This window comes from Cedecea neteri NBRC 105707 = ATCC 33855, from assembly GCF_001571265.1.
GTDB lineage: Bacteria > Pseudomonadota > Gammaproteobacteria > Enterobacterales > Enterobacteriaceae > Cedecea > Cedecea neteri.
The window spans coordinates 25,798-47,132 of sequence record NZ_BCTL01000007.1; the positions used below are offsets into that span (position 1 = coordinate 25,798).

Annotated in this window: 18 protein-coding genes and 1 pseudogene; 16 read left to right on the forward strand and 3 right to left on the reverse strand. The window is 53.5% G+C overall.

Going from position 1 to position 21,335, the window contains the following annotated elements; all coding sequences use genetic code 11:
- Positions 1 to 213 precede the first annotated feature (213 nt).
- From tal to CNE01S_RS03600, 3 genes are all read left to right on the forward strand, one after another.
- Positions 214 to 1,167, forward strand: coding sequence for a transaldolase (tal, locus tag CNE01S_RS03590; RefSeq protein ID WP_061273526.1), 954 nt, complete (start codon positions 214 to 216; stop codon positions 1,165 to 1,167).
- Positions 1,168 to 1,276: 109 nt separating this feature from the next.
- Positions 1,277 to 1,864 (forward strand): molybdopterin adenylyltransferase, encoded by a 588-nt coding sequence (gene mog, locus CNE01S_RS03595; RefSeq protein ID WP_061273528.1) that lies wholly within the window; start codon positions 1,277 to 1,279, stop codon positions 1,862 to 1,864.
- A gap of 125 nt (positions 1,865 to 1,989) precedes the next feature.
- Positions 1,990 to 3,300, forward strand: a complete 1,311-nt coding sequence (locus CNE01S_RS03600) for an MFS transporter (RefSeq protein ID WP_061273530.1) — start codon at positions 1,990 to 1,992, stop codon at positions 3,298 to 3,300.
- 51 nt (positions 3,301 to 3,351) lie between these two features.
- Here CNE01S_RS03600 and satP read toward each other — a convergent pair whose 3' ends face one another.
- Positions 3,352 to 3,918 (reverse strand): acetate uptake transporter, encoded by a 567-nt coding sequence (satP, locus tag CNE01S_RS03605; RefSeq protein ID WP_061273532.1) that lies wholly within the window; start codon positions 3,916 to 3,918, stop codon positions 3,352 to 3,354.
- A gap of 297 nt (positions 3,919 to 4,215) precedes the next feature.
- Here satP and dnaK point away from each other — a divergent pair, with 297 nt between their 5' ends.
- The 4 genes from dnaK (at position 4,216) to nhaR (ending at position 9,685) form a co-directional block, all read left to right on the forward strand.
- Positions 4,216 to 6,138 carry a molecular chaperone DnaK gene (gene dnaK, locus CNE01S_RS03610; RefSeq protein ID WP_061273534.1) on the forward strand — a complete coding sequence of 641 codons (1,923 nt, stop codon included), beginning with the start codon at positions 4,216 to 4,218 and terminating at the stop codon, positions 6,136 to 6,138.
- A gap of 84 nt (positions 6,139 to 6,222) precedes the next feature.
- Positions 6,223 to 7,356, forward strand: coding sequence for a molecular chaperone DnaJ (gene dnaJ, locus CNE01S_RS03615; RefSeq protein WP_038475698.1), 1,134 nt, complete (start codon positions 6,223 to 6,225; stop codon positions 7,354 to 7,356).
- A 196-nt stretch (positions 7,357 to 7,552) separates the two neighbouring features.
- Entirely contained in the window at positions 7,553 to 8,725 is a 1,173-nt protein-coding gene (gene nhaA / locus CNE01S_RS03620; RefSeq protein ID WP_061273535.1) for a Na+/H+ antiporter NhaA, read from the forward strand.
- A gap of 66 nt (positions 8,726 to 8,791) precedes the next feature.
- Positions 8,792 to 9,685, forward strand: coding sequence for a transcriptional activator NhaR (nhaR, locus tag CNE01S_RS03625; RefSeq protein WP_061273537.1), 894 nt, complete (start codon positions 8,792 to 8,794; stop codon positions 9,683 to 9,685).
- Between the two features lie 64 nt (positions 9,686 to 9,749).
- On the opposite strand, the gene rpsT is transcribed toward nhaR, so the two are convergent.
- Entirely contained in the window at positions 9,750 to 10,013 is a 264-nt protein-coding gene (gene rpsT, locus CNE01S_RS03630) for a 30S ribosomal protein S20 (RefSeq protein WP_008461694.1), read from the reverse strand.
- Between the two features lie 326 nt (positions 10,014 to 10,339).
- Between rpsT and ribF the strand changes: the two genes are divergently transcribed.
- The 6 genes and pseudogenes from ribF to rihC all read left to right on the forward strand — a co-directional run bounded on the left by ribF (position 10,340) and on the right by rihC (position 17,034).
- Positions 10,340 to 11,272 (forward strand): bifunctional riboflavin kinase/FAD synthetase, encoded by a 933-nt coding sequence (gene ribF / locus CNE01S_RS03635; protein ID WP_061273539.1) that lies wholly within the window; start codon positions 10,340 to 10,342, stop codon positions 11,270 to 11,272.
- Positions 11,273 to 11,304: 32 nt separating this feature from the next.
- Complete coding sequence (gene ileS, locus CNE01S_RS03640) at positions 11,305 to 14,136, forward strand: isoleucine--tRNA ligase (protein ID WP_061273541.1); 2,832 nt, start codon at positions 11,305 to 11,307, stop codon at positions 14,134 to 14,136.
- The gene (gene lspA, locus CNE01S_RS03645) at positions 14,133 to 14,639 is read left to right on the forward strand and encodes a signal peptidase II (protein WP_039290186.1); all 507 of its coding nucleotides are present in this window, start codon (positions 14,133 to 14,135) and stop codon (positions 14,637 to 14,639) included. Before ileS ends, lspA begins: the two co-directional genes overlap by 4 nt.
- A gap of 3 nt (positions 14,640 to 14,642) precedes the next feature.
- Positions 14,643 to 15,113 carry an FKBP-type peptidyl-prolyl cis-trans isomerase gene (gene fkpB / locus CNE01S_RS03650; RefSeq protein WP_038475687.1) on the forward strand — a complete coding sequence of 157 codons (471 nt, stop codon included), beginning with the start codon at positions 14,643 to 14,645 and terminating at the stop codon, positions 15,111 to 15,113.
- Positions 15,094 to 16,044, forward strand: coding sequence for a 4-hydroxy-3-methylbut-2-enyl diphosphate reductase (ispH, locus tag CNE01S_RS03655; protein ID WP_061273543.1), 951 nt, complete (start codon positions 15,094 to 15,096; stop codon positions 16,042 to 16,044). The genes fkpB and ispH overlap by 20 nt, the downstream gene beginning before the upstream one ends.
- A gap of 72 nt (positions 16,045 to 16,116) precedes the next feature.
- Positions 16,117 to 17,034: pseudogene (rihC, locus tag CNE01S_RS03660) on the forward strand (ribonucleoside hydrolase RihC).
- Here rihC and CNE01S_RS03665 read toward each other — a convergent pair.
- Positions 16,995 to 17,930: a LysR family transcriptional regulator gene (locus CNE01S_RS03665; protein ID WP_061273546.1), complete on the reverse strand. Its 936-nt coding sequence runs from the start codon at positions 17,928 to 17,930 to the stop codon at positions 16,995 to 16,997. The pseudogene rihC and the gene CNE01S_RS03665 sit on opposite strands and share 40 nt — an antisense overlap.
- A gap of 91 nt (positions 17,931 to 18,021) precedes the next feature.
- On the opposite strand from CNE01S_RS03665, the gene CNE01S_RS03670 reads away from it, so the two are divergent.
- The 3 genes from CNE01S_RS03670 (at position 18,022) to carA (ending at position 21,323) form a co-directional block, all read left to right on the forward strand.
- Complete coding sequence (locus tag CNE01S_RS03670; protein WP_061273548.1) at positions 18,022 to 18,651, forward strand: alanyl-tRNA editing protein; 630 nt, start codon at positions 18,022 to 18,024, stop codon at positions 18,649 to 18,651.
- Between the two features lie 243 nt (positions 18,652 to 18,894).
- A complete protein-coding gene (gene dapB, locus CNE01S_RS03675; RefSeq protein WP_061273550.1) occupies positions 18,895 to 19,716 on the forward strand; it encodes a 4-hydroxy-tetrahydrodipicolinate reductase in 822 nt (273 codons plus the stop codon).
- 458 nt (positions 19,717 to 20,174) lie between these two features.
- The gene (carA, locus tag CNE01S_RS03680) at positions 20,175 to 21,323 is read left to right on the forward strand and encodes a glutamine-hydrolyzing carbamoyl-phosphate synthase small subunit (RefSeq protein WP_061273552.1); all 1,149 of its coding nucleotides are present in this window, start codon (positions 20,175 to 20,177) and stop codon (positions 21,321 to 21,323) included.
- The last annotated feature ends 12 nt before the right edge of the window (positions 21,324 to 21,335 follow it).

Below are 21,335 nucleotides of genomic sequence, written 5' to 3' on the forward strand. Positions count from 1 at the left end.
GTCCCTCTTGTTAATGCGTGATGGCGGCGAGGTTGACGGGCCCGGGCCATGCAATCCATTACGTTACAGATAAATTGGCGGTCGAGTTTAGCATATTCTCGTCCACTGGACGGACAGCACTTGTCGCGGTTGCACCTGATGGGCGGCGTGATATCATCAAGCCAGACCGGTTACATCTCCCTAACAAGCTACACCTGAAGAGAAACACTCATTATGACGGATAAATTGACTTCTTTGCGTCAACTGACCACCGTGGTTGCTGACACCGGAGATATCGCGGCAATGAAGCTGTATCAGCCGCAAGATGCTACTACCAACCCTTCTCTGATCCTTAACGCTGCGCAGATCCCTGAGTACCGCAAACTGATTGACGAAGCGATTACCTGGGCTCGTAGCCAGAGCAACGATCGCGCTCAGCAGGTGGTTGACGCTTCCGATAAGCTGGCTGTAAACATCGGCCTGGAAATTCTGAAGCTGATCCCTGGTCGTATCTCTACCGAAGTGGATGCTCGCCTGTCTTATGACACCGAAGCCAGCATCGCTAAAGCCAAACACCTGATCAAGCTCTACAACGACGCGGGCATCAGCAACGATCGTATCCTGATTAAACTGGCTTCTACCTGGCAGGGCATCCGCGCTGCAGAGCAGCTGGAAAAAGAAGGCATCAACTGTAACCTGACCCTGCTGTTCTCCTTCGCTCAGGCTCGTGCCTGTGCTGAAGCCGGCGTGTTCCTGATTTCTCCGTTTGTTGGTCGTATCCTTGACTGGTACAAAGCTAACACCGACAAGAAAGAGTACGCTCCTCAGGAAGATCCAGGCGTGGTTTCCGTGACCGAAATCTACCAGTACTACAAGCAGCACGGTTATGAAACCGTGGTGATGGGCGCAAGCTTCCGTAACGTCGGTGAAATCGTCGAGCTGGCTGGCTGCGACCGTCTGACCATTGCACCTGCTCTGCTGAAAGAGCTGGCAGAAAGCGAAGGCGCGCTCGAGCGTAAACTGAGCTACACCGGTGAAGTGAAGGCGCGCCCTGAGCGCATCACCGAGTCCCAGTTCCTGTGGCAGCACAACCAGGATCCAATGGCCGTAGACAAGCTGGCGGACGGTATCCGTAAGTTTGCTATCGACCAGGAAAAACTGGAAAAAATGATCGGCGACCTGCTGTAATCATTCCCGTGGCCGGCGCCTGTCGGCCACGCTTTTCACCGCTTTCCCTGTCTGCAACGCCTTTCCCCGTGTATCATTCCACTCAGACTTGCTGATTTCCGGGATTGATATGAATACCTTACGCATTGGACTCGTGTCCATTTCAGACCGCGCTTCTAGCGGCGTTTATCAGGATAAAGGCATCCCTGCGCTGCAAGAGTGGCTCGAGCACACTCTGACGACGCCCTTTAAGATAGAAACCCGTCTGATCCCTGACGAACAATCCCTCATTGAGCAAGCGCTTTGCGAGCTGGTGGATGAAATGGCCTGCCATTTGGTACTGACGACCGGCGGAACCGGGCCGGCACGTCGTGACGTAACGCCGGACGCTACGCTTGCCGTTGCCGATCGCTTAATGCCGGGTTTTGGTGAGCAGATGCGTCAGATTAGCCTGCATTTTGTCCCCACGGCGATCCTCTCGCGTCAGGTAGGCGTCATTCGCAAACAGGCTTTGATCCTCAACCTTCCGGGGCAGCCAAAATCGATTCAGGAAACGCTGGAAGGCGTGAAAGATGAAAACGGTAAGGTTGTGGTGCCGGGAATTTTTGCGAGTGTACCGTATTGTATACAGTTGCTGGATGGGCCTTATGTTGAAACGCATGACCATGTGGTAGCAGCTTTCCGCCCTAAAAGCGCCCGTCGCGAGACAAAACCCTGAATAATTAGCTTTTGTGACATAAGATCGAATTGGAGTGGAGTGTGAACATTTTGCCGTTATAGTAACTCTGGCTTTACAGCTAAACGGAAAAAATAATTAACACTCCTCTTTACAAGCGGTCCCCTATGTCAAAACAGCACGCCAGACCTCTTAATCGCCAGGATTATAAAACCCTGACGCTTGCTGCCCTCGGTGGCGCCCTCGAATTCTACGATTTCATCATTTTCGTCTTCTTTGCGGCAGTACTGGGAGAGCTGTTCTTCCCGGCCAACATCCCGGAGTGGCTGCGCCAGGTGCAAACATTCGCTATTTTTGCGGCGGGTTATCTTGTGCGTCCGCTGGGCGGGGTTGTAATGGCACACTTTGGCGATCTGGTCGGCCGCAAAAAGATGTTTACCCTTAGCATCCTGCTGATGGCGGTGCCGACGCTGGCCATTGGCCTGTTGCCAACATATGCCTCGTTAGGCATTGCGGCTCCGTTGCTGTTATTGCTGATGCGCATCCTTCAGGGCGCGGCAATTGGGGGAGAAGTCCCCGGAGCCTGGGTATTTGTTTCCGAACATGTTCCTGAGAAGCGCATCGGTATTGCCTGCGGTATCTTAACGATGGGGCTTACCGTCGGCATTCTGTTGGGATCCGTGGTAGCAACCATTATTAATACTTCCATGACCCAGCAGGCGATTCATGACGGCGGCTGGCGCATTCCTTTCTTCCTTGGCGGAATTTTTGGCCTGGTGGCGATGTACCTTCGCCGCTGGCTGCGTGAAACGCCGATCTTTCTCGAAATGCAGCAGCGTAAAGCGCTGGCCGAGGAGCTACCGCTTAAGTCGGTGGTCGTTGGGCATAAAAAAGCGGTGGTCGTTTCTATGCTGCTGACCTGGCTGCTCTCTGCCTGCATCGTGGTGGTGATTTTGATGTCGCCGATCTGGCTGCAAAAACAGCATGGGATTGCTCCTGCCTTAACGCTGCAGGCAAACAGTATTGCCACTATTATGCTGTGCGTGGGCTGTCTGCTGGCAGGGCTGTCGGCTGATCGCTTTGGCGCGGGGAAGACCTTTACCGTCGGCAGCGTCCTGCTCGCTATCTGTAGCTGGATTTTTTATCACCTGAGTGGGACTCATCCGGAACATCTCTTCTTGCTCTATGGCCTGGTCGGGCTGAGCGTGGGCGTGGTTGGCGCGGTGCCGTTTGTTATGGTACGTGCGTTCCCGGCGCAGGTGCGTTTTACCGGCATATCGTTCTCTTACAATCTGTCGTATGCCATTTTCGGCGGCCTGACGCCAATTGCGGTGACCATGCTGATGGGCGTTTCGCCAATGGCACCGGCCTGGTACGTGCTGGCGCTGGCTATCGTGGGATTAGTGATGGGGATTTGGCTGAGAAAGGATATTCATCATCAGGATAAGATAGAAGAAGGGGCACTTACGTCGTCCTGAATAAAAAAACGCGGAGCAGGGCTCCGCGTTTTAGTTTCCGCTAAAGGAAGATTAGTGCTTTTCACCGATTGGCAGCACGGTGCGGCCAAACTGCTCGTTCAGCACTTCACCCATTGCCAGGTAGATAGCGCTTGCGCCACAAACCAGGCCAATCCAGCCCGCAACCTTCACGATAGCTTCGTTATCTGCCAGGTGGCCAATCGCCAGCAGGGCAAACAGCACGGTCAGGCTGGCAAACACGAACTGCAGCATACGTGGTGCTTTCAGGGTGCCGAAGAACATGAACAGCGTGAATACGCCCCACAGGCCCAGGTACGCGCCAAGGAAGTGGCCGTTGGCCGCATCGCTCAGGCCCATCTTAGGCATCAGCAGAATCGCCACCAGCGTCAGCCAGAAAGAGCCGTAAGAGGTGAAGGCGGTTAAACCGAAAGTGTTCCCTTTTTTAAACTCCAGCAAGCCCGCGAAGATTTGCGCGATCCCACCGTAGAAAATCCCCATCGCGAGGATAGTAACGTCAAAACCAAAAATACCTGCGTTATGCAGGTTGAGCAAAATGGTGGTCATGCCGAAGCCCATTAAGCCCAGGGGAGCTGGATTAGCCAACTTAATGTTGCCCATAGTTCCTCTGAAAAATTCATTTGAAATGTAGTGTTAATTAACGCCCTGCAGCCGGGAGTCCGGTTGCGGGCGCGGCATAATAATCAGGCAGCACGTCGCCGTCTATGATCTGAGCGGGGGGAAAGCGGAAAATTTTTTTTCACCTGCCCCTTGATGGCAAGCGTTGTGACCCCATCTTGTATGCAACCGCAGTTGGCGGACCTGAAAAAAAACGCTTCGGGCAGTTGAAACAGACGCTTTTGCCCGCATAACAGGTTCACAACCACATGATGACGAATTTTTAGTGGAGACGTTTAGATGGGTAAAATTATTGGTATCGACCTGGGGACAACCAACTCTTGTGTCGCGATTATGGATGGTACAACTGCTCGTGTGCTGGAGAACGCCGAGGGCGACCGCACCACGCCTTCTATCATTGCTTACACGCAGGACGGCGAAATCCTGGTAGGTCAGCCGGCTAAACGTCAGGCAGTGACTAACCCGCAAAACACTCTGTTTGCGATCAAACGCCTGATTGGCCGTCGCTTCCAGGACGAAGAAGTGCAGCGTGATGAAGCCATCATGCCTTACAAAATCATCGGCGCTGACAACGGCGACGCATGGATTGACGTAAAAGGTCAGAAAATGGCACCGCCGCAGATCTCTGCAGAAGTGCTGAAGAAAATGAAGAAAACCGCTGAAGATTACCTGGGTGAGCCGGTAACCGAAGCTGTTATCACCGTACCTGCATACTTCAACGATGCTCAGCGTCAGGCAACCAAAGACGCCGGCCGTATCGCGGGTCTGGAAGTTAAGCGTATCATCAACGAACCAACCGCAGCCGCGCTGGCTTACGGTCTGGATAAAGAAGTTGGCAACCGTACTATCGCGGTTTACGACCTCGGTGGTGGTACCTTCGATATCTCTATTATCGAAATTGATGAAGTTGACGGCGAAAAAACCTTCGAAGTTCTGGCAACCAACGGTGATACCCACCTGGGTGGTGAAGACTTCGACAGCCGCATGATCAACTACCTCGTTGACGAGTTTAAGAAAGATCAGGGCATTGACCTGCGTAACGATCCGCTGGCCATGCAGCGCCTGAAAGAAGCGGCAGAAAAAGCGAAAATCGAGCTTTCTTCTGCGCAGCAGACCGACGTAAACCTGCCGTACATCACTGCAGACGCGACCGGTCCAAAACACATGAACATCAAAGTGACTCGTGCGAAACTGGAATCCTTGGTCGAAGACCTGGTGAACCGTTCTATCGAGCCGCTGAAAGTTGCCCTGCAGGATGCTGGCCTGTCCGTTTCCGATATCCAGGACGTTATCCTGGTCGGTGGTCAGACTCGTATGCCAATGGTGCAGAAAAAAGTTGCTGAGTTCTTCGGTAAAGAGCCGCGTAAAGACGTTAACCCGGACGAAGCTGTTGCTATCGGTGCAGCGGTTCAGGGTGGTGTTCTGACGGGTGAAGTGAAAGACGTACTGCTGCTGGACGTTACCCCTCTGTCTCTGGGTATCGAAACCATGGGCGGCGTAATGACTGCACTCATCAACAAAAACACCACGATCCCGACTAAGCACAGCCAGGTGTTCTCTACCGCTGAAGATAACCAGTCTGCGGTAACCATCCACGTGATTCAGGGTGAGCGTAAACGCGCATCCGATAACAAATCACTGGGTCAGTTCAACCTGGACGGGATCAGCGCGGCACCGCGCGGTATGCCACAGATCGAAGTCACCTTCGACATCGATGCTGACGGTATCCTGCACGTTTCCGCAAAAGACAAAAACAGCGGTAAAGAGCAGAAGATCACCATCAAGGCATCTTCTGGTCTGAACGAAGAAGAAATCCAGAAAATGGTTCGTGATGCAGAAGCTAACGCCGAAGCTGACCGTAAGTTCGAAGAGCTGGTTCAGACCCGCAACCAGGGTGACCATCTGCTGCACAGCACCCGTAAGCAGGTTGAAGAAGCAGGCGACAAACTGCCGGCTGACGACAAAACTGCTATCGAGTCTGCGCTGACCGCGCTGGAAGCGTCTCTGAAAGGCGAAGACAAAGCGGATATCGAAGCCAAAATCCAGGCACTGGCTGAAGTTTCCCAGAAGCTGATGGAACTGGCTCAGCAGCAGCACGCTGAACAGCAGGCTGGCAATGCCGCAGATGCAGGCCACGCCAACGCCGGCAAAGACGACGATGTTGTTGATGCCGAGTTCGAAGAAGTTAAAGATAAAAAATAATCGCCCTGATGCAGGGTAATTAACCGGCACGGGCGCGGAGTTTACTCCACGCCCGTGCTCGTATGTTAAGGGCAGAATAAAGAGATGGCGAAGAGAGACTATTACGAGGTTTTAGGCGTTCCGAAGTCAGCGGAAGAGCGTGAAATCAAAAAGGCTTACAAGCGCCTGGCGATGAAGTTCCATCCGGACCGTAACCAGGGCGATAAAGAGGCCGAGGCGAAGTTCAAAGAGATCAAAGAAGCCTACGAAATCCTTACCGACGATCAAAAACGTGCGGCCTACGATCAGTATGGCCACGCTGCGTTTGAGCAGGGCGGTATGGGTGGCGGCGGTGGCTTTGGCGGCGGCGGTGCGGACTTCAGCGATATCTTTGGCGACGTATTTGGCGACATTTTTGGTGGCGGACGCCGTCAACGTGCGTCTCGTGGTGCAGACCTGCGCTACAACATGGACTTAACGCTTGAAGAAGCGGTTCGTGGCGTCACCAAAGAGATCCGTATCCCGACCCTGGAAGAGTGTGACGTTTGCCACGGCAGCGGCGCGAAAAAAGGTTCTTCTCCGCAGACCTGTCCAACCTGTCACGGACAGGGCCAGGTGCAGATGCGTCAGGGCTTCTTCACCGTGCAGCAAAGCTGCCCGCATTGTCAGGGCCGCGGCACCATCATTAAAGATCCGTGCAACAGCTGTCATGGTCACGGTCGCGTAGAGAAAACCAAAACGCTGTCGGTGAAAATCCCGGCTGGCGTGGATACCGGCGACCGTATTCGTCTGTCGGGCGAAGGCGAAGCGGGTGAACACGGTGCACCATCAGGCGATCTGTACGTTCAGGTTCAGGTGAAACAGCACCCAATCTTCGAACGTGAAGGCAATAATCTGTACTGCGAAGTACCGATCAACTTTGCGATGGCTGCGCTGGGTGGGGAAATTGAAGTCCCAACGCTGGACGGTCGAGTTAACTTGAAGGTCCCTGGCGAAACGCAAACCGGCAAGCTGTTCAGAATGCGTGGTAAAGGCGTTAAGTCCGTACGCGGCGGTGCGCAGGGCGATCTGCTGTGCCGTGTGGTTGTCGAGACGCCGGTTAGCCTGAACGAAAAGCAGAAAAAGCTGCTGCGTGACCTGGAAGAGAGCTTCGGCGGCCCAACCGGGGCAAACAACAGCCCGCGCTCGAAGAGCTTCTTCGACGGCGTGAAGAAATTCTTTGACGATTTGACCCGCTAATTTCTTCCGGCTGCAAGACCGCAAAAACCTGAACTGCTTCATTCGGTTCAGGTTTTTTTATGCCTCTTTATATCGATCGGTTTTTTCGATCGTTACTTGCAATATAAGCTGTTTTTAACGATGTGTCATTATCGCTATGCTGGCTACCCTATTAGTGTTCAGGATGAATACGCTACTTAGAGAGTTGGGTGAAATAATGACTAAAAATCTGCAACGCTTTTTTCAGAATGATGCCGCTGGCGGTATTTTTTTGATTGTTGCCGCCGTGCTGGCGATGCTGCTGGCGAATATGGGAGCAACCAGCGCCGGCTACGAGGCGTTTCTTGCCACACCTGTTGAAGTAAGAATTGGGCCGCTGGATATCAGTAAAAATCTGCTGCTGTGGGTGAATGACGCCCTGATGGCGATTTTCTTCCTGATGATTGGCCTTGAGGTGAAGCGGGAAATGGTTATTGGCTCACTGGCCGATCGCCGTCAGGCTTCGTTTCCGGTCATTGCCGCGCTGGGCGGGATGGTTGTGCCGGCTCTGCTTTACCTGGTTTTCAACTATGCTGATCCTGTCACGCGTGAAGGCTGGGCTATCCCGGCGGCAACGGATATCGCCTTTGCTTTGGGGATCCTGGCGTTGCTGGGCAACCGGGTTCCGCTGGCGTTGAAGGTCTTTCTGATGGCATTGGCCATTATCGATGACCTTGGAGCGATCGTGATTATCGCGCTGTTTTATACCCACGATCTCTCGATGATGTCGTTGGGCGTTGCGGCGGCGGCCATCGTTGTCCTGGCGTTGTTAAACCTGTTCAACGTGCGTCGTACAGGCGTTTACATCCTGGTCGGCATTATACTTTGGACGGCGGTATTAAAATCAGGCGTGCACGCCACGCTTGCGGGAGTCATTATTGGCTTCTTCATCCCGCTAAAAGAGCAGAAAGGGCGCTCGCCTGCTCAGGAGCTGGAGCATGTGCTACACCCCTGGGTTGCTTTCCTGATCCTGCCGCTGTTTGCCTTTGCCAACGCCGGGGTTTCGCTCAACGGGGTGACGCTGGAGGGGCTGACGTCTCTGCTACCGCTCGGCATTATTTCCGGACTGTTTATCGGCAAGCCGCTGGGCATTAGCCTGTTCTGCTGGCTGGCGCTCAAGTTGAAGCTTGCCTCGCTGCCGGAGGGCACAAGCTTCAGGGATATTATGGCGGTGGGCGTGCTGTGCGGCATTGGTTTTACGATGTCTATTTTTATCGCCTCGCTGGCATTTGGCGACGTGGATGCGGAGCTTATTACCTGGGCGAAGCTGGGGATTTTGTTGGGATCGTTACTTTCTGCGGTCGTAGGTTTTGCCATGCTAAAAGCACGGTTGCCTAAGGCTGCTTCATGACGGTACTGGCTGCCGGGTCATCATCAGATGACCCGATAATGGATTAACTCTCAGGGAGTGAAGGGCATGTCCCATATCAATTACAATCATCTTTATTATTTCTGGCACGTGTGCAAAGAGGGGTCAGTCGTCGGTGCCGCTGAGGCTCTGTTCCTGACCCCGCAAACCATCACCGGGCAGATTAAAGCGCTTGAAGAACGCCTGCAAGGGAAGCTTTTCCGCCGTCAGGGCAGGGGACTAGTCCCTTCGGAGCTGGGGCAACTGGTGTTCCGCTACGCCGACAGAATGTTTACCCTGAGCCAGGAAATGCTGGATATCGTTAACTACCGTAAAGAGGCCAATATCCTGTTTGATGTTGGCGTCGCGGATGCGTTGTCCAAACGCTTGGTCAGCGGCGTGCTGGACGCCGCGGTCGTTGGGGATGAGCAAATTCACCTGCGCTGTTTTGAGTCCACCCATGAAATGCTGCTCGAACAGCTGAGCCAGCATAAGCTGGATATGATCATTTCGGACTGCCCGATTGATTCGACTCAGCAAGAAGGGCTGTTTTCGGTGAAGCTCGGCGAGTGCGGTATCAGCTTCTGGTGTAAAGGGCCTGCGCCGGAGCAATCTTTCCCCGCCTGCCTTGAAACTCGCCGTCTGCTTATTCCTGGACGCCGCTCCATGCTCGGGCGCAAGCTTCTCAACTGGATTAACATCCAGGGTCTGAAGATTGAGATTTTGGGCGAGTTTGATGATGCTGCATTGATGAAAGCGTTTGGTGCAGCGCATAACGCTATCTTTGTTGCTCCGACGCTGTACGCGCAGGACATCTACAGCGATGACAACATCGTCGAGATTGGCAGAATGGATAACGTGCTGGAGGAGTACCACGCCATTTTTGCTGAGCGTATGATTCAGCATCCTGCCGTGCAGCGCATCTGCAGCAAGGATTATTCGGCGCTCTTCAAAGTTGACTGAATGACAGGTATAAAAAAACCGGCGTTAGCCGGTTTTTTTATCAAAGCTCACAGCAAAAAGGCGATTAAGCCAGTTTGTTGATTTGCGCAGTCAGGTTTGCTTTATGACGCGCAGCTTTGTTTTTGTGGATCAGACCTTTAGCAGCCTGACGGTCCACGATTGGTTGCATTTCGTTAAATGCTTTCTGTGCAGCAGCTTTATCGCCAGTTTCAATCGCTGCGTATACTTTCTTGATGAAAGTACGCATCATAGAGCGACGGCTTGCGTTGTGCTTACGAGCCTTTTCAGACTGTACGGCACGTTTCTTAGCTGATTTGATATTAGCCAAGGTCCAACTCCCAAATATGATCTATGTGGACAATTCAAAGGCCGAGGAATATGCCCCGTTAGCCTTCTTTTGTCAATGGATTTGTGCAAATAAGCGTCGTTAAATTTCCGACACCTCTTACGTGTGATGGCGCGGATTCTACCAGCATCAGGCTTGGGAATACAGTCTTTCGCATCAAAATTCGTCAAGACAAATACGAAGCGGGCGCAAAGTCCTTCCCAGTTCAATGAATTCATTCAAGCTTTACGTTAAAGGCGGTAATCGTCGGTTAACCTTAATCGCGGTAGTTGGTATAATCCGCCAATTTCCACTGTTTTGAGCCAGCCATGAAGCTGATACGCGGTATACATAATCTGCGCCGGGAGCACCACGGGTGTGTACTCACCATCGGTAATTTCGACGGCGTACATCGTGGCCACCAGGCGCTATTAAAGGGTCTGTGCGAAGAGGGGCGTGCGCGCAACCTTCCGGTAATGGTCATGATTTTTGAGCCTCAGCCGCTCGAATTGTTTGCACCAGATAAAGCCCCGGCCCGGCTGACTCGCCTGCGAGAAAAGCTGCACTATTTGGCCGAGTGTGGCGTGGACTACGTTCTGTGCGTGCGTTTTGACCGCAGATTCGCCGCGTTGAGTGCACAAAACTTTGTCAGCGATCTTCTGGTTGACCGCCTCGGGGTGAAATTCCTCGCGGTAGGTGATGATTTCCGCTTTGGCGCTGGTCGTCAGGGGGATTTCTTGTTATTACAGAAGGCTGGCCGCGAATACGGTTTTGATATTACCAGCACTCAAACGTTTTGTGACGACGGGGTACGTATCAGCAGTACCGCGGTGCGTCAGGCGCTGGCTGCTGATGACCTGCAGCAGGCCGAAAACCTGTTGGGGCATCCGTTCATGATCTCCGGCCGCGTCGTGCATGGGGATGAACTGGGCCGCACCATTGGCTTCCCGACGGCAAACCTACCGCTGCGCCGCCATGTTTCCCCGGTAAAAGGGGTTTACGCGGTTGAAGTCTCAGGCCTGGGTGAAAAGCCGATTGCCGGCGTGGCAAATATTGGCACCCGCCCTACGGTGGCGGGAATACGCCAGCAGCTTGAAGTCCATTTATTGGACGTTGTAATGGACCTTTATGGTCGCCATATAGAAGTAGTGCTGCGTAAAAAGATACGTAATGAGCAGCGATTTGCTTCACTCGATGAGCTGAAGGCGCAAATCGCCAGAGATGTGGTGTCAGCCCGAGAATTTTTTGAGTCAAATGCCTGAAAGGCTAACCGAAATACGGAACCGAGAATCTAATGAGTGACTTTAAATCTACCCTAAATTTGCCTGAAACAGGGTTCCCGATGCGCGGCGACTTAGCCAAGCGCGAACCGGGTATGCTGGCGCGTTGGAATGATGACGATCTGTACGGCATCATCCGTAATGCGAAAAAAGGCAAAAAAACCTTTATTTTGCATGATGGCCCTCCTTATGCGAACGGTAGCATTCACATTGGTCACTCAGTTAACAAGATTCTCAAAGACATTATTATCAAGTCTAAAGGGCTCTCTGGCTTCGACTCTCCGTACGTGCCGGGCTGGGACTGCCACGGCCTGCCAATCGAGCTGAAAGTTGAGCAACTGATCGGTAAGCCGGGTGAGAAAGTGTCCGCCGCTGAGTTCCGTGCTGCGTGCCGCAAATATGCCGCCGAGCAGGTTAATGGCCAGCGCGAAGACTTCATCCGTCTGGGCGTGCTGGGCGACTGGTCTCGTCCGTACCTGACTATGGACTTCAACACTGAAGCCAACATCATTCGTGCGCTGGGTAAAATCATCGGTAACGGCCACCTGCACAAAGGGGCTAAGCCGGTTCACTGGTGCGTTGACTGCCGTTCCGCGCTGGCGGAAGCGGAAGTTGAGTATTACGACAAAACGTCCCCGTCTATCGACGTAACGTTCAACGCCGTGGATGCCGATGCGGTGAAAGCTAAGTTTGGTGCCTCAGCCGTCACTGGTCCGGTCTCCCTGCTTATCTGGACCACGACGCCGTGGACCCTGCCGGCTAACCGCGCTATCTCCCTGGGCGCTGAGTTTGACTACGTGCTGGTGCAGATTGAAGGCCAGGCGCTGATCGTGGCGAAGGACCTGATGGAAAGCGTGCTGAAGCGCGCTGGCGTGACCGATTACCAGATCCTCGGTACCGTGAAAGGTGCTGAGCTCGAACTGCTGCGCTTTAAACATCCGTTCATGGGCTTTGACGTGCCTGCCATTCTTGGCGATCACGTTACTCTGGACGCGGGTACCGGCGCGGTTCACACCGCCGGTGGCCACGGCCCGGACGACTACACCATCAGCCAGAAATACGGCCTGGAAATCGCTAACCCGGTTGGCCCGGACGGCAGCTATCTGCCGGGTACCTATGAGGGCCTCGACGGCGTTCAGGTATTCAAAGCTAATGACCTGATCGTGAACATCCTGCGTGATAAAGGCGCTCTGCTGCACGTTGAAAAACTGCTGCACAGCTATCCGCACTGCTGGCGCCACAAAACGCCGATCATCTTCCGTGCAACGCCGCAGTGGTTTATCAGCATGGATCAGAAAGGCCTGCGCGCGCAGTCCCTGAAAGAGATCAAAGGCGTGCAGTGGATCCCTGACTGGGGCCAGGCGCGTATCGAATCCATGGTGGCGAATCGCCCTGACTGGTGTATCTCACGTCAGCGTACTTGGGGCGTGCCGATGTCTCTGTTCGTGCATAAAGACACCGAAGAACTGCACCCACGCTCGCTTGAGCTGATGGAAGAAGTGGCTAAGCGCGTTGAGCAGGACGGTATTCAGGCGTGGTGGGATCTCGACCCGCGCGACATCATGGGCGACGACGCTGACAACTACGTGAAAGTGCCTGATACCCTGGACGTTTGGTTCGACTCCGGTTCAACCAACTACTCCGTGGTCGATGCGCGCCCTGAGTTCCACGGCCATTCTGCGGATATGTACCTGGAAGGCTCCGATCAGCATCGCGGCTGGTTCATGTCCTCCCTGATGATCTCCACGGCGATGAAAGGCAAAGCGCCGTACCGCCAGGTGCTGACCCACGGCTTTACCGTTGATGGCCAGGGCCGCAAAATGTCCAAGTCTATCGGCAACACCGTTAGCCCGCAGGACGTGATGAATAAGCTCGGCGCGGACATTCTGCGTCTGTGGGTGGCGTCTACCGACTATACCGGCGAAATGGCAGTGTCTGACGAGATTCTGAAACGCTCCGCTGACGCTTATCGTCGTATCCGTAACACCGCTCGCTTCCTGCTGGCAAACCTGAACGGCTTCAATCCAGAAACCGACATGGTGAAACCGGAAGATATGGTGGTGCTGGATCGCTGGGCCGTTGGCTGCGCGAAAGAAGCTCAGGCGGATATTCTCGCTTCTTACGAAAACTACGATTTCCACGAAGTGGTGCAGCGCCTGATGCGCTTCTGCTCCGTCGAAATGGGCTCGTTCTACCTCGACATCATCAAGGATCGTCAGTATACCGCGAAGGCCGACAGCGTAGCTCGTCGCAGCTGCCAGACCGCGCTGTATCACATCTCTGAGGCGCTGGTGCGCTGGATGGCGCCGATCATGTCCTTCACCGCCGACGAAATCTGGGGCTACCTGCCGGGTTCTCGCGAGAAGTATGTGTTCACCGGCGAGTGGTACGAAGGTCTGTTTGGCCTGGCGGAAGGTGAAGAGTTTAATAATATTTTCTGGGGAGATGTGCGTCGCATTAAAGATCAAGTTAACAAAGAGCTTGAGGCCCAGAAGGCAAATGGTATTAAGTCGAATCTCGAAGCGAAAGTGCTATTGAAATACGATGATGATTCTTTTGGCACTATCCGTAAATTACGTAAACTTGGTGATGAAGTTAGATTTATTTTTATTACTTCTCAGTTCGAGATTGCTCCAGAGGCTGGTGGTGTTACGAGTGACGAAAATCTTCAATACGTTGGAGGTGGTACAGCTGTACAGGCATTGGTAACTAAAGCCGACGGTGAGAAGTGCCCGCGCTGCTGGCATTACACCACCGATATCGGTCAGGTAGCGGAACACGCAGAAATCTGCGGCCGCTGTGTCAGCAACGTAGCCGGCGACGGCGAACAACGTAAGTTTGCTTGATGAAACCAATTTTCTCTACCGGGTTGCGCTGGCTGTGGCTGGTGGTGGTAGTTCTGATTGTGGATCTGGGCAGTAAATATCTGATCCTCCAGCACTTCATGCTGGGGGATACGGTGTCACTGTTCCCGTCCCTGAATTTGCACTACGCCCGTAACTATGGCGCGGCATTCAGCTTCCTGGCCGACAAAGGCGGCTGGCAGCGCTGGTTCTTCGCGGGTATCGCGATCGGTATTTGCGTGGCGCTGGTGTGGATGATGTATCGCGCTAAGGCGAGCCAGAAGCTGAATAACATCGCCTATGCGTTAATCATTGGCGGTGCGCTCGGTAATCTGTTCGATCGCTTGTGGCACGGCTTTGTCGTCGACATGATCGACTTCTACGTTGGCGACTGGCACTTTGCCACCTTCAATCTGGCCGATACCGCAATCTGTATTGGCGCGGCGCTGATTGTGCTGGAGGGCTTCTTTGTCTCCTCCGACAAGCCCGCAAAGCAAAAAGGGTAATCCATGGCTGAGTCCGTACAAACCAACAGCGCGGTGCTGGTGCATTTCACGCTAAAGCTTGAGGATGGCTCCACCGCCGAGTCAACCCGCGCAAACGGTAAGCCTGCGCTGTTCCGCCTTGGGGATGAGACATTGTCCCCGGGCATGGAAGACCAGCTGGTTGGCCTGAAGGCTGGTGATAAAAAAGCGTTCTCGCTGGCGCCAGAGTCGGCCTTTGGCATTCCAAGCCCGGATATGATTCAGTACTTTTCGCGTCGTGAGTTTGTCGAGGCGGGCGAGCCTGAGCCGGGCGCTATCATGCTGTTTACCGCAATGGATGGCAGCGAAATGCCGGGCGTGGTACGTGAAGTTAACGGTGACTCGATAACCGTCGACTTTAACCATCCGCTGGCCGGGCAGACTATCCATTTTGATATTGAAGTACTGGAAGTTAATCCGGTACTGGAGGCGTTGAATGCAGATCCTGTTGGCTAATCCCAGAGGCTTTTGTGCTGGGGTCGACCGCGCTATCAGCATTGTCGAAAACGCGCTGCAGATTTACGGCGCGCCAATCTACGTTCGCCACGAAGTTGTGCATAACCGCTACGTGGTGGACAGCCTGCGCGAGCGCGGGGCGATTTTCATTGAGCAGATCAGCGAAGTGCCGGACGGCGCGATCCTGATTTTCTCGGCACACGGCGTTTCTCAGGCGGTGCGTAACGAAGCCAAAAGCCGCGAGCTGACGGTCTTCGATGCCACCTGTCCGCTGGTGACTAAAGTGCATATGGAAGTGGCGCGTGCCAGCCGTCGCGGCGAAGAGTCGATTCTGATTGGCCATGCCGGCCACCCTGAAGTCGAAGGCACTATGGGCCAGTACAGCAACCCAAAAGGCGGAATGTACCTGGTTGAGTCGCCGGATGATGTCTGGACGCTTGAGGTTAAAGACGAAAGCAATCTGTCGTTTATGACCCAGACCACGCTTTCCGTGGACGATACTTCGGACGTGATTGACGCCCTGCGCAAGCGCTTCCCGAAAATCATCGGCCCGCGTAAAGACGACATTTGCTATGCCACCACTAACCGCCAGGAAGCGGTGCGTGCGCTGGCCAGTGAAGCTGATGTGGTGCTGGTCGTAGGGTCTAAAAACTCCTCTAACTCCAACCGCCTTGCCGAACTGGCACAGCGAATGGGGAAGGCGGCCTACCTGATTGATGACGCCGCAGATATCCAGGAAGCTTGGGTCAAAGAAGCCAATTGCGTCGGCGTTACCGCCGGGGCTTCTGCGCCGGATGTGCTGGTGCAAAACGTCATCACCCGCCTGCGTGAGCTTGGCGGCAGTGAAGCCCAGGAGCTGACCGGGCGCGAAGAGAACATCGTGTTTGAAGTGCCGCGTGAGCTGCGAGTCGACATCCGTGAAGTAGACTAGCGTCGTCGATTTACGTTTATGAGAAGATGCCAGCTGGTGTATGCCCGCTGGCATTTTTTTATGGAGAACAGCATGACCAGAATCCCGATTATTCTTGATACCGATCCCGGTATCGACGATGCGGTTGCCCTCACCGCAGCCCTGTTTGCACCCCAGCTGGATTTGAAACTGATCGCCACCGTTGCCGGAAATGTATCGGTGGATAAAACCACGAGGAATGCGCTACAGCTGCTGGAGTTTTGGCAAAAAGATACTCCCGTTGCCAGAGGTGCTTCGGTACCGCTGCTGCGTCCATTGCGGGATGCTGCCTACGTGCACGGCGAATCAGGAATGGAAGGTTATGTCTTTACAGAAACGTCTCGTCGTGCGCTGCCGGCGCCCGCCTTTCAGGCTATGTACGATTGCCTGATAAATAGCGATGAGCCGGTGACTCTGGTTACCATTGGTCCACTGACTAACGTCGCTTTGCTGCTGACTCAGTACCCGGAGTGCAAGGCGCGTATTAAACGCGTGGTCATGATGGGCGGTTCTGCGGGGCGGGGCAACTTCACGCCGACGGCAGAATTCAACATCGCTATCGATCCTGAAGCCGCTGCCCGTGTTTTTGAGAGCGGTCTGGAGATAATCATGTGCGGGCTGGATGTGACAAATCGTGCAATGCTTGCGCCTGAATTTTTGGCTTAGCTGCCAGCATTAAACCGCACCGGGAAAATGCTGCACGCGCTATTCAGCCATTACCGCAGCGGCAGCATGGAAACCGGGCTGAGAATGCATGATTTGACCGCCATTGCGTGGCTGGTGAAGCCCGAACTGTTTCAAACTTACCCTTGTTTTGTTGCGGTAGAAACACACGGAACTTATACCAGCGGAACCACGGTTGTGGATCTGGAGCATCGCCTGGATCGCCCGGCAAATGCTCAGGTTGCGCTGGATATCGACGTTCCCGGTTTTCAGGCGTGGGTCTCTGAGGTGCTGGCGCTGGCGCCTTGAGTGGCGATCTTCTCGCTTAAATAGTCGATCATTGCCCTCATGGGGCCTGGCATGTGCTCGTTTCGCGTCCACAAGAGCCATAATTCACCCGTATAGGCGCTAATGAACTCCCATTCTGGCAGCACCCGCACTATTTCGCCGCGCGCCAGCGCATCACGAGCGGTAAATAGCGGCAGGCTGCCAATACCCAGATTCTGCTTAACCGCGTCCAGCCTGACGCCCGTATGGTTTGCGGTATAGCGTCCGTGGGTTTGTACTGTCTCGGTCTTATCCGACCGACGAAACTTCCAGCGTGAATCAGTTGGCGTTTCCCCCAGGCTAATACAACTATGCTGGCGTAAGTCAGTGGGCGTTGCAGGTGTTCCGTGCCGGGACAGGTATTCTGGAGTGGCACAAATAATATGGGTGATCGGCATCAGCGGTTTACCGTACAGCCCCGGTGAGGGCACATTAGTAATACGCAGTGCCAGATCCATTCCGTCATCAATGAGATCCATATAGCGATCTTCCAGGCGCAGGCATACATTCACCTGCGGGTAGCGAGCAAGAAACTCGGGGATCAAAGGATGAATAACAAAATGGCCAACGGCCTTTGGCACGCTGAGTGCAACTTTCCCCTGCACGACAGATTGCAGGCTTCGCCCTTTATCCATCGCCTTATGAGCAGCATCCAGCATCTCCAGGGCATGTTGGTGCACCGTTTTACCTGTATCACTTAGCGCCAGCTTGCGGGTTGTACGATGCAACAATTTACAACCCATCTCCCGCTCAAGGCGTGAGACGCTGCGGCTGATAGCAGAGGGCGTGGCTCCCGTTATTCTGGCAGCAGCGGAAAAGCTGCCCTGCTCAACAATAACAACGAAAGTGGCGAGGTCGGGAAGTAAGGTCAGGTTCATTTGTGCTTACCAGGCAAAGATGCATTGTTTGGTGGTGAGATTATCCGTACTGATAAACGCAATATACTCTTCTGACAAAGAGGAGAACACGATGACTGAACGACTTTATTACTCAAGTGATGCAACCGAAGGCCGTGCGACGGTTATTAACTGCGAGGCACAAGCCGAAGATCGCTATGCAATAGAACTTGATAAAACACTGTTTCATCCGCAAGGCGGTGGGCAGCCGGCGGATAAAGGCTGGATTGCGGGCATACCTGTTGAGGGTGTCGTACAGCGCGGTAAGAGCGTAGTGCATATTCTTCGTCAGCCACTGGAGGCAAGCGAGGTAGATATACGAGTTGATGCGTCAGTTAGACAACTGCATTCACGCTGGCACTCTGCAGGACATTTAGTCGGCTATGCTGGTGAAGTCTCGGGCTGGCAGCCTGTTAAGGCGCACCACTGGCCTGATGAGGGACGTATTACTTTTGCCGCGAAAGGAAATGCCCCTGAACCCACGGCGGCTGCGCTGCTTGAAATAATACAACCGTGGCTGGAGAGTAAATTGAACCGTACCATTGAACTGGCGGCAGGAAGGCGCAAAGTGTGGTTCGGCGACCTGCCCGCTTATCTCTGCGGCGGTACTCACGTTCAGACGCTGGCCGAGATTAACGGGCTCAAGATTACCGGCATCAAAACTAAAAAAGGGCAGCTGATCGTTAATTACACGCTTGCATAAGCCCCTGATGCAGCATTTTTAGCGCAAATTATATGACGCCTGAGCAGGAGAAGAGGGGGCTGCGCAAAGGTTTTGTCCAGACCGTATTTAGCCACAGTAAAATAAAGGTTTTTCTGTCCGTTATTGATAACTGACGCGCCATGACAGTAAATTCTAATTATGGGTGTTTTCGGCTGGCGGCCCGGCAGCGGGCTGGTTAACCTGATAACGTTTTTACGAATTATTTAACCAAAGAGTAATGATATGCATGATGCACAGATTCGCGTAGCCATCGCGGGCGCGGGCGGCCGTATGGGGCGCCAGCTAATTCAGGCCGCTTTGCAGCTGGATGGCGTTCAGCTTGGGGCGGCGCTTGAACGTCCAGGCTCTTCCCTGGTCGGTAGCGATGCAGGTGAACTGGCCGGCGCGGCTAAAACTGGCGTGCTGGTAAGCGATAGCCTGGATGCGGTAGCTAATGATTTCGACGTCTTTATTGATTTTACCCGCCCGGAAGGGACGCTGGCTCACCTCGCATTTTGCCTCAAGCATGGCAAGGGCATGGTTATCGGCACAACCGGTTTTGATGATGCTGGCAAGCAGGCCATTAACGATGCGGCGTGTGAGATCCCGATTGTCTTCGCGGCGAACTTTAGCGTGGGGGTGAACGTCATGCTGAAGCTGCTGGAGAAAGCGGCCAGGGTCATGGGCGATTACACCGATATCGAAATCATCGAAGCGCATCACCGCTACAAGGTGGATGCTCCATCAGGCACCGCGCTGGCTATGGGTGAAGCGATTGCTCAGGCGATGGACAAAGATCTCAAAGACTGCGCGGTTTACTCTCGGGAAGGTCATACCGGCGAGCGAGTGCCTGGCACCATCGGTTTTGCGACCGTGCGCGCGGGCGACATTGTCGGGGAGCATACCGCGATGTTTGCAGATATTGGCGAGCGCGTCGAGATTACCCACAAGGCTTCCAGCCGTATGACGTTTGCTAATGGAGCCGTTCGCTCAGCTTCATGGCTTAAAGGTAAAAAGAACGGCATTTTTGATATGCGAGATGTGCTTGATCTTAACAATCTGTAGTTAAACCTATCCTTATAAATGTGGTTGTTTGTTTTTAATTGATTGATTTTAGGGTGATTAATTCACCCTTTTGTTTTTTTAAAGGCTTTGGTTTTAATAATTCATTATTATTTATTTAATTTACAGTTATTGCTCACTTTTGTGTTGTTGTAATGTTAATTTTGACCATTTGGTCCACTTTTTCGCTGCCGACTCACTACTTTTCCAGTATTCATGGCCGGCAACCGATTACTTTCCCCAAGTTAGCTGGTTATTTTGACCCTCAAATCAGATCTTTTTACTCTGAGCGGCGAAATAGACATAAAAACTTCGTCTTAAGGTAGACTTTCACCCGGCTTGTCTCTAGAATGCCGCCGTTTGCCAAAAATCCGTAGGGCAGACGCTTTTTGCATTTGATTCAAGCGTTGGTTTTGAATTAATATGCGAATAAATTGAATGTTTATTCCCTGGAGGACGTTTTGATTAAGTCAGCGCTGTTGGTTCTGGAAGACGGAACCCAATTCCACGGTCGGGCCATTGGGGCATCGGGTACGGCAGTGGGTGAAGTCGTTTTCAATACCTCATTGACCGGTTATCAAGAAATCCTCACTGATCCTTCCTACTCCCGCCAGATCGTCACCCTTACTTATCCTCATATCGGCAATGTCGGCACCAATGAAGCCGACGAAGAATCCTCCCAGGTCCATGCACAAGGTCTCGTCATTCGTGACCTGCCGCTGATTGCGAGCAACTTCCGGAGCACCGAGGACCTTTCTTCTTACCTTAAGCGCCATAACATCGTGGCCATTGCCGATATCGATACCCGTAAGCTGACCCGCCTGCTGCGTGAAAAAGGCGCTCAGAACGGCTGCATTATCGCGGGCGATAACGTAGACGCGGCCCTGGCGCTGGAAAAAGCGAAAGCGTTCCCTGGCCTGAACGGCATGGATCTCGCCAAAGAAGTGACTACGAAAGAAGCTTACACCTGGCAGCAGGGGAGCTGGACGCTTGAAAACGACCTGCCTGAAGCGGCAAAAGCTGAAGATTTACCCTTCCACGTAGTGGCTTATGACTACGGCGCAAAACGAAATATTCTGCGCATGTTAGTCGACAGAGGCTGCCGCCTGACCGTTGTCCCGGCACAAACGCCGGCTGAAGAAGTGCTGAAGATGAACCCGGATGGCATCTTCCTTTCTAACGGCCCCGGTGACCCAGCTCCGTGTGATTACGCCATCAGCGCAATCAAATCCTTCCTTGAGACAGATATTCCTGTCTTTGGGATTTGCCTCGGCCACCAGCTGTTGGCTCTGGCCAGCGGTGCAAACACCGTGAAAATGAAGTTTGGTCACCACGGCGGTAACCACCCGGTGAAAGACCTGGATAAAGACTGCGTGATGATCACCGCCCAGAACCACGGTTTCGCGGTTGATGAGGCCACGCTGCCTGCCAATCTGCGTGTAACGCATAAATCTCTGTTCGATGGCACGCTGCAGGGCATCCATCGTACCGATAAAGCCGCGTTCAGCTTCCAGGGTCACCCTGAAGCCAGCCCGGGGCCGCACGACGCCGCGCCGCTGTTCGACCACTTTATCGAACTTATCGAGCAATACCGTAACACCGCTAAATAAAATCAGGAGCGA

Excerpts from the sequence above, each read along its gene's own strand:
- satP (WP_061273532.1), bottom strand. The coding sequence starts at position 3,918 with ATGGGCAACATTAAGTTGGCTAATCCAGCTCCCCTGGGCTTAATGGGC.
- ispH (WP_061273543.1), top strand. The coding sequence starts at position 15,094 with ATGCAGATCCTGTTGGCTAATCCCAGAGGCTTTTGTGCTGGGGTCGAC.
- dnaJ (WP_038475698.1), top strand. The coding sequence starts at position 6,223 with ATGGCGAAGAGAGACTATTACGAGGTTTTAGGCGTTCCGAAGTCAGCG.
- ribF (WP_061273539.1), top strand. The coding sequence starts at position 10,340 with ATGAAGCTGATACGCGGTATACATAATCTGCGCCGGGAGCACCACGGG.
- CNE01S_RS03665 (WP_061273546.1), bottom strand. The coding sequence starts at position 17,930 with ATGAACCTGACCTTACTTCCCGACCTCGCCACTTTCGTTGTTATTGTT.
- tal (WP_061273526.1), top strand. The coding sequence starts at position 214 with ATGACGGATAAATTGACTTCTTTGCGTCAACTGACCACCGTGGTTGCT.
- nhaA (WP_061273535.1), top strand. The coding sequence starts at position 7,553 with ATGACTAAAAATCTGCAACGCTTTTTTCAGAATGATGCCGCTGGCGGT.
- dnaK (WP_061273534.1), top strand. The coding sequence starts at position 4,216 with ATGGGTAAAATTATTGGTATCGACCTGGGGACAACCAACTCTTGTGTC.
- ileS (WP_061273541.1), top strand. The coding sequence starts at position 11,305 with ATGAGTGACTTTAAATCTACCCTAAATTTGCCTGAAACAGGGTTCCCG.
- dapB (WP_061273550.1), top strand. The coding sequence starts at position 18,895 with ATGCATGATGCACAGATTCGCGTAGCCATCGCGGGCGCGGGCGGCCGT.
- fkpB (WP_038475687.1), top strand. The coding sequence starts at position 14,643 with ATGGCTGAGTCCGTACAAACCAACAGCGCGGTGCTGGTGCATTTCACG.
- nhaR (WP_061273537.1), top strand. The coding sequence starts at position 8,792 with ATGTCCCATATCAATTACAATCATCTTTATTATTTCTGGCACGTGTGC.
- mog (WP_061273528.1), top strand. The coding sequence starts at position 1,277 with ATGAATACCTTACGCATTGGACTCGTGTCCATTTCAGACCGCGCTTCT.
- CNE01S_RS03600 (WP_061273530.1), top strand. The coding sequence starts at position 1,990 with ATGTCAAAACAGCACGCCAGACCTCTTAATCGCCAGGATTATAAAACC.
- CNE01S_RS03670 (WP_061273548.1), top strand. The coding sequence starts at position 18,022 with ATGACTGAACGACTTTATTACTCAAGTGATGCAACCGAAGGCCGTGCG.